Source organism: Microbacterium sp. NPDC097977, assembly GCF_040302605.1.
Classification (GTDB): Bacteria; Actinomycetota; Actinomycetes; order Actinomycetales; family Microbacteriaceae; genus Microbacterium.
In genome coordinates this window covers 1-5538 of record NZ_JBEOUR010000121.1, presented here as the reverse complement: position 1 = coordinate 5538, position 5538 = coordinate 1, and the positions used below count along the sequence as shown (strand labels likewise).

Below are 5538 nucleotides of genomic sequence, written 5' to 3'. Positions count from 1 at the left end.
GTCGACATCGAGGGCGAGGCGGTCGAGCGCGAACGCCACCTCGCGGAGTGGCCGGGAGACGACTCGGTGGTGGCCGCCGACGATCTGACGATCGAGGCCGCCGGCGTCGTGAGCGTGCATCTGCGCCTCGCTCCCGGGGGCTCCGCGGTGATCACGGGGTCGTCCCCCGGCGCTCTGCGCGCCCTGTCGCTCGCGATCGCGGGCCGCCTGTCCGCGGACGACGGCCGGCTGCGCGTCGCCGGCCACCTGCTGCCCGGCCGCGCGGCGTGGGTGCGCGCCCACGTCGGTGCCGTCCTGACCACCGACACGACCGATCTGTCCGCCGACCTCGCCGAGGCGCTGCGCGGGAGGCCGTCCGTGGTCGTGATCGACGGTGTCGACCGGCTCTCCTCCGCCGAGCACGACCAGCTCGCCGCACGCCTGAGAGACGCACGCACCTCGACCGCGCTGCTGCTCACCTCGCTCTCCCCGGAGCTCGCCGAGCGACTGCTCGCGGATGCCGGGCGCACACCCGTCGCCGTGATCGACATCGATGCACCCCGACGCCCATCCTCTGCGCTCCCTGTCGCAGACGACTCCTCCGAATCGACCGAGGTGACCGCATGACCCTCCCCATCGAGCGCGCACGTTCGCGCAAGCCCATCACCTGGCTGACGATCCTCGGCATCCTGCTGCTGCCCGCAGCCGTCGGCGGCATCCTGGTCGCCGCGCTGCAGAATCCGACCGAGCGCCTGGACTCCATGACCGCCGCGATCGTCAACCTCGATGAGCCCGTCGAGATCGACGGGCAGCTGACACCGCTCGGCAGGCAGCTCGCCTCAGGCCTGGTGGAGGGGTCGGACGACCTCGACTCGAACCTCACCTGGGTCATCTCGAACAAGGACGATGCCTCCGACGGCCTCGCCGACGGCTCGTATCAGGCGGTCATCACGATCCCGAAGGACTTCTCGAAGGCGGCCACCTCGTCCGGCCAGGCGATCTCCGACGGCGGTGGCGAGGCCGCCTCCGATGCGCAGCAGGCCACCATCACGGTCACCACTCCGGACGACGGGCTCGTGGCCGACGACCTCATCACGAGTCAGATCGCGAACGTCGCCGCCTCCAGCATGGGCACCCTGCTCTCGGAGGCCACCACCGAGAACATCCTGGTCGGCTTCACGACCATCGGCGACCAGATCGGCGACGCCGCCGACGGTGCCGCCCAGCTCGCCACCGGGGCACGGGACGCGGCCACCGGCGCCACGGCTATCCCCGACGGCGCCACGCAGCTCGCATCCGGCGCCGCTGAGCTCGGCACGGGGGCATCCTCTCTCGCGTCCGGCCTCGACACCCTCTCGTCGAAGACGCGGGAGGCCGCCGCCGGCGCCGCGAACCTCGGGCAGGGCCTGACCGCCGGCGCGACGGAACTGCAGAATCAGGCCGCGGGCGCCCAGCAGCTCGCCGCGGGATCCGCGCAGGTCGCGAGCGGTCTGCAGCAGCTCGCCGACACGTGCGTGCCGAGCGGCTTCCCCCAGGCCTACTGCGATCAGCTCGTCGCGCTCTCGTCGGGAGCCACCCAGACGGATGCCGGTGTGCAGCAGCTCTCGACGCTCCCCGCGACCGTCGCCGGCCAGCTGAGCCAGGCCGGCGCCGGGGCGACGACGATCGCCGACGGACTGAACCAGCTCGCCTACCAGGGACTCGATCAGTCGGCCGGCGGTGCCCGCGCGCTGTCGAGCGGCGCAGGACAGCTCTCGAGCGGCGCCACCGATCTCGCGACCGGTGCCACCGACCTCGCCACGGGCCTCGACACCCTCGCGACGGGGACCGGAGATCTCGCGGGCGGACTGCGGACCGCCGCCGACTCGCTGCCGTCGTTCACCGACGCGCAGTCGACCTCGCTCGCCTCGGTGATCGCCGACCCGGTGGCCTCGAAGGGCGCCGACGAGTCGACGATCTTCGGTCCGACCGCGATCCCCCTCCTCACCGCGGTGGTGCTGTGGTTCGGCGGCCTCGCCTCGTTCCTGGTGATGCGTGCCCATACGGCGCGCACTCTGACCTCTCGACGGTCGTCGGCGGGGCTGGCGCTGCGCGCGTTCGCCCCGGCCGCCGCGATCGGCGCGGCACAGGGCGTGCTCGTCTCGCTCATCGTGCAGATCGTCGCGGGCTACGACGCCGCCGCATGGTGGACGTTCGCCGGCACGGCCGTGCTGGCCGGAGTGGCCTTCGCCGCCGTCAACCAGGCACTGGTCGCGGTGTTCGGGGGAATCGGTCGCTGGGTGAGCGCTCTCGTGGGCGTGCTGGCGATCGCCACGGGGCTCGTGTCGACCGTCCCTGGGTGGCTGTCCGGTCTCGCCGCGGCGCTGCCCACGGCGCCGGCCTTCAGCGGACTCATCGCCGGCAGCGGAAGCGCCCTCGCCGCGCTGATCGTCTGGGGTGTGCTGTCGCTCGTCGCGACGACGCTCGCGGTGACGCTGCGCCGCACGACCTCGGCCCGAGCCGCGTTCGCCGCCGCCTGAGCGTCCGCGTATTCGGGCCGGCCCCGACGCACGTACGATCAGGAGATGCGCCGCCCCTTCATGTCCTCGCCCGCCCAGCTCGCGTCACTGGAAGGGCAGCAGTACCTCGTGCTGCGCCCGACGCGGGCCGTCTCCGACGCCTACCGCGCGGAACAGCGGTCTGCACTCGGCCGTATGGACGCGCCGCATCCTCACACCGAGCACGTCACGCTCCGCGCCTTCCACGAACCCGAGCGACGCGAGGAGGTGCTCTCACTGATCCGTGAATGGGCCGTGGCGCAGCATCCGATCGAGGTCATCGCCGAGGCCGTCGACGTGTTCCCGTCGCCATGGCAGACCGTGATCCTGCGACTGACGCGCACGTCGTCGCTGGTGTCGGCCTATGCGAAGCTCAGCACGGCGCTCGAGGCCACCGACTTCCGTCGCCTCGATGAGCGCGACACCGCGGAGTGGACCTTCCACCTCTCCGTGATCTACGCGAAGACGCTCTCGGCCGCCGCCTGGTCCGAGCTGTCGCACAAGTCCCGTCGGTCGCTCAGCAAGCGTCCGGCGGAGACCATCTCGGAGGCGGAGTTCGTCTGGTACGAAGACGGCGTCGAGCACGCCGAGGTGATCCCGTTCGGACTGCGGTCGTTCCGATGACCGGGATCCGGTCGTTCAGCTGAGGCCGGAGTAGGCGTGCAGGCCCTTGAAGAAGACGTTGACGATCGTGAAGTTGAACAGCACGGCCGAGAAGCCGACGATGGCCAGCCATGCCGACCTGTTGCCGCGCCATCCGCGCGTCGCACGGGCGTGGATGTACCCGGCGTAGAGAACCCAGATCACGAAGGTCCAGGTCTCCTTGACGTCGAAGCCCCAGAACCGGCTCCACGCGTAGTACGCCCAGATCGACCCGGCGATGAGCGTGAACGTCCAGAGGATGAAGCCGATGATCGTGAACCGGTAGGCCATGCTCTCGAGCCGTTCCGACCCGGGGAAGGTGCGCAGGAATCCCGGTCCGGTCTTCTCCGCGCCCTCGGAGATGAGGCGCTCACGGCGTGACTGCATGAGCTGGATCACGGAGAGCGCGAAGGCGAGGGCGAAGAAGGCGGTGCCCAGCGACGCCACGAAGACGTGGATCACCAGCCAGACGCTCTTGAGAGGGTCCATCAGCGGCGAGACGTCGACGTAGAAGTTCGTGGCCGCGAGCCCGAGGAGCACCACGACCAGTCCGGTGATGAAGGTCCCGAGGAAGCGCAGATCGACGCGCACGAGCACCGCGAGGAACACCGCGACGATCAGCAGCGTGCCCATCATCGCGAACTCGTACAGGTTGGCCCACGGCACACGGCCGGCGGCGAACCCGCGGGTGAGCGTCGCCGCGAGCTGGAAGATGAACGCCAGGACGGTGAGCGACGTGCCGATGCGCGCCATCACGAAGCGCTGCGGGGCGGAGTCGGATGCCGCGGTGCCCTTGGCGCCGCGCGCCGCGGACGAGCCGCGCGCCCCGGCGCCGACGAGCTCGAACTGGCGGACGTTCGCCGAATCGGCCGACAGCTGGGACCGACGCGCGAGATCGAAGGCGTAGGCCACGAAGGCCGCCGCGTAGATCGCGATCGACGTCCACAGCAGGATCGGCGAGATCACTTCGAGGTCGAACATGGTGTCAGTCTACTTTCGGCGTGTCGGATGCGGGGCCGTCGGCCTCGCGCTCGGAGTCTGTCTGCGCGTCGGCGTCGAGCCGGTCGTCGGAGCCGGGCTCTTCCGCGGTCCCGGGCTCTTCCGCGGTCCCGGGCTCTTCCGCGGGTTCGGGCTCTTCCTCGGGCTCGGGCACGGCCGCGGTGACGCCCGCTGTGTCCAGCAGTCTGGCGTGCCCTGCCACGAGGTCGTCGACCGCGTGAGCGAGGGTCGGGTCCTCGCCGCGAGCGAGTCCGGCGTACTCGAGCGAGACCGCGCCGTCGGCGGCGGTCGCCTTGACCCAGACGCGGCGGCGCGGGACGAAGAGAGCGAGCATCAGGCCGCCGAGGGCGAGGAGCGCGAAGCCGAGCACCCAGGGCCCCGAGGCGTCGCGGTGGATCTGCAGCGACGCGAATCTCTTGACCGACTGCGAGGCATCGGTCGCCCCTGCGGGCGACTCGTCCTCGAAGGTCACGGTTCCCATGCCGTTCGGCAGATCCGCGGTCTGGCCGGGCGTCAGCTCGATCGACTCGAGGTCGGTCGAGCGCCCGGTGACCTTCGTCATCCCCGTGGTGTCGAGCACGTACACCGAGCGCGGAATGCCCTCGTTGATGCCGAGATCACCGGTGTACACGTCGAGTGTGAGGGTCGGGTTCGTGAGCTCGGGGAAGGCCGAGAAGAACGCCCCCGTGTCGAGCACCCCGGTGGTCGGGTAGAAGAAGCCGACCAGGCCGACCTGCTCGCTGAGACCATCCGGGATCTTGAGGACTCCGAGAGAGGTCATGTTGTTGTCCTGCGGCAGGAACGGCGTGCTGTTGGTGAAGACGACATCGCCCTCGGGGTTGCGCACCGTGACCGTCGGGGCGTAGCCGTTGCCGAGCAGGAAGACGTTGTCGTCCGCGACGCCGAGCGGCTCGTTGACCTTGACCGAGCCGGTGCGCTCGTCGCCGTTCTCCTGCACCGTGACGTTGGCCGAGAAATCGCCGGCCTGACCGGATCCGGGCTCGCCGAACGGCTGATAGGTCACGTCGAAGCTGTCGAGCCGCATCGAGTACGGCGCGAGCGCCCCGTCGCCGACGAAGCGACCGCGGTTCATCGAGTCGTAGTCGAGCAGCGTGTTCGCGAACGTCTCGCCCTCGACCAGCACGCGCTGGCCGGTGTAGGCGAAGCCGCCGCCGACGCCGACCGTGATGAGCACACCGACCAGGGCGAGGTGGAACAGCAGGTTGCCGGTCTCGCGCCAGTATCCGCGCTCCGCCGAGACCGACGACGAGCGCTTGTCGTCATAGCGCTCGACCCGGTAGCCGAGAGCTCTGAGCTGCTTCTGGGCGATGTCGATCGACGCGGAGGCATCGGTCGCGGCATCCGTCGAGGTGCGCTCGAC

The 5538-nt window shown here is 70.4% G+C and carries 4 protein-coding genes and 1 pseudogene; 3 read left to right on the top strand and 2 right to left on the bottom strand.

Features of this window, described 5'->3' with window-relative positions:
* The 3 genes and pseudogenes from ABTZ43_RS16860 to ABTZ43_RS16850 all read left to right on the top strand — a co-directional run.
* Positions 1-606 (top strand): annotated as a pseudogene (locus ABTZ43_RS16860) (MMPL family transporter); the annotation flags it as partial.
* Complete coding sequence (locus ABTZ43_RS16855; protein ID WP_350539606.1) at positions 603-2498, top strand: YhgE/Pip domain-containing protein; 1896 nt, start codon at positions 603-605, stop codon at positions 2496-2498. The pseudogene ABTZ43_RS16860 and the gene ABTZ43_RS16855, both read left to right, overlap by 4 nt.
* 45 nt (positions 2499-2543) lie before the next feature.
* Positions 2544-3140, top strand: coding sequence for a 2'-5' RNA ligase family protein (locus ABTZ43_RS16850; RefSeq protein ID WP_235563985.1), 597 nt, complete (start codon positions 2544-2546; stop codon positions 3138-3140).
* Positions 3141-3155: 15 nt separating this feature from the next.
* Here the strand turns inward: ABTZ43_RS16850 and ccsB are convergent, their stop codons facing one another.
* Together ccsB and resB are read right to left on the bottom strand one after the other, a co-directional pair.
* The gene (gene ccsB / locus ABTZ43_RS16845) at positions 3156-4139 is read right to left on the bottom strand and encodes a c-type cytochrome biogenesis protein CcsB (protein ID WP_350539605.1); all 984 of its coding nucleotides are present in this window, start codon (positions 4137-4139) and stop codon (positions 3156-3158) included.
* Between the two features lie 4 nt (positions 4140-4143).
* The coding region (resB, locus tag ABTZ43_RS16840) for a cytochrome c biogenesis protein ResB (RefSeq protein WP_350539604.1) at positions 4144-5538 on the bottom strand (1395 nt) is incomplete at its 5' end.